This window comes from Streptomyces chlorus (assembly GCF_042655885.1).
Lineage (GTDB): Bacteria > Actinomycetota > Actinomycetes > Streptomycetales > Streptomycetaceae > Streptomyces > Streptomyces chlorus.
In genome coordinates this window covers 1-2,101 of record NZ_JBHSOA010000019.1, presented here as the reverse complement: position 1 = coordinate 2,101, position 2,101 = coordinate 1, and the positions used below count along the sequence as shown (strand labels likewise).

The following is a 2,101-nucleotide window of genomic DNA, read 5'->3' as shown; positions in this document are numbered from 1 at the left end:
CGGGGTCCTCTCCGCCATGGCGCAGGAGTCCGTGTCCGAGGGGGCCGTGACCGTACCGGCCCTCCGCAAGAACCGCGCCGAGGAGCCCGCGGCCCTCGCGGCCCTGGCGCAGCTGCACACCCGGGGCGTTCCCGTGGACTGGCGCGCCGTGTTCGCCGGAACGGATGCGTCGCGGGTCGACCTGCCCACGTACCCCTTCCAGCACCAGTGGATCTGGCCGGCCGGTTCGCAGGCCGACGCCGCCGGTGACGTACGCGCCGCCGGACTGGGAGCGGCCGGGCACCCCTTGCTCGGAGCGACCGTCGAACTTGCTGAGGGCGAGGGCGCGTTGGTGACGGGACGGCTTTCCGTCCAGTCGCACCCCTGGCTCGCCGATCATGCGGTCATGGGCCGGGTCCTGGTGCCGGGCGCCGCGCTGCTGGAGCTGGCGTTCCGCGCCGCTGACGAGGTCGGCTGCGACCGGGTTGAGGAGCTCACGCTCGCGGCCCCCCTGGTGCTGCCGGAGGACGGCGCGGTCCAGGTGCAGGTGCGCGTCGGGGCCGCGGACGACACGGACCGGCATCCGGTCACCGTGCACTCCCGGCTCGACGGCGCCGACGAGCAGCCGTGGACGCAGCATGCCTCGGGTGTGCTGGCGGTCGGTGGTCAGGCGTCCGTTGATGACTTCGATGCGACGGTGTGGCCGCCTGCGGGCTCGGAGGCGCTGGATGTCGAGGGTTGCTACGAGCGTTTCGCGGAGCTGGGCTTCGCTTATGGTCCGGTGTTCCAGGGCCTGCGGGCCGCGTGGGTCCGGGACGGCGAGGTCTTCGCCGAGGTGGGTCTGCCGGAGAGTGCGCAGGGGGATGCGGCCGCGTTCGGTCTGCACCCCGCCCTGCTGGACTCGGCGCTGCACGCTTCTCTGCTCGCCGGTGAGGCGAGTGGCGAGGGCGGTGGTGGTCTGCCGTTCTCGTGGGAGGGTGTGTCGCTCGTAGCGTCGGGTGCTTCCGCGCTGCGGGTGCGGATCGCTCCGGTCGACGGCCGGGACGCGGTGTCGATCTCCGTGGCCGACCTGTCCGGGGCGCCGGTTGCCTCGGTCGACTCCTTGCTCGTACGCGCGGTGTCGAACGATGAGCTGAGCGCGGACGCCGCGCTGGCCAGGGACGCGCTGTTCGGCCTCGACTGGGTTTCCGTGCAGTCGGGTGCCGAGGTGCCCGAAGCCGTCGCACTGGTGGGACCCGACCCGTTCGGGCTGGCCGACGGGCTGGTGGGAGTGGGGTCGAGCGTCGAGACGTACGCCGATCTGGCATCCCTGACGGCCGGTGACGCCCCGGTGCCGGGCACCGTACTGGTGAGCGTCGCCGGCACGGTCCGGGACGGTGTCGTGGAGTCGGTTCACGCTCTGACCTCCGAAGCACTGACGTTGGTGCAGGAGTGGCTGGCCGATGAGCGGTTCGCCGACTCGCGGCTGGTGTTCGTCACCCGTGGCGCGATGGCGTCCGGCGACGAGGACGTCACGGACGTCGCCGCCGCCGCGGTCTGGGGCCTCGTGCGATCCGCGCAGACGGAGAACCCCGGCTGCTTCGGCTTGGTGGACCTCGGTGTCGCCGAGGACGCCTTCGTACAGATGGCTCAGGCACTGACCGCTGACGAGCCCCAACTGGTCATCCGTGACAACGGAATTCGAGCGGGCCGCCTCGCCCGGCTGGAGTCCGGAACAGGGCTCGTGCCGCCGGCCGGAGTGCCGTGGCGACTGGACAGCGAGACGAAGGGCAGCTTGGACGGACTGGCCCTGGCGCCCTTCCCCGAGGTCCTTGAGCCGCTGACCGGACACGAGGTGCGGATCGAGGTCCGGGCCGGCGGTGTCAACTTCCGCGACGTCCTCAAGGCGCTCGACATGTACCCCGGAGACGCCGGGCGCATGGGGCGCGAGGCCGCGGGCGTGGTGACCGAAGTGGGTCCCGAGGTGACCGGGCTGACGCCCGGCGACTCGGTCATGGGCCTGGTGTCCGGTGGCTTCGGCTCCCTTGTGGTCGGCGACGCCCGGCTGCTCGCCCGACTGCCCGAGGGGTGGTCGTGGGAGGTTGCGGCGTCGGTGCCGTTGGTGTTCTTGACGGCGTATCAC

At 72.2% G+C, this 2,101-nt stretch carries 1 protein-coding gene; it reads left to right on the top strand.

The annotated features are described in order from the left end of the window. Positions 1–16 precede the first annotated feature (16 nt). Positions 17–2,101 (top strand): polyketide synthase dehydratase domain-containing protein (locus tag ACFPZI_RS10880; protein WP_381361481.1); only part of this gene is annotated, 2,085 nt, incomplete at its 3' end.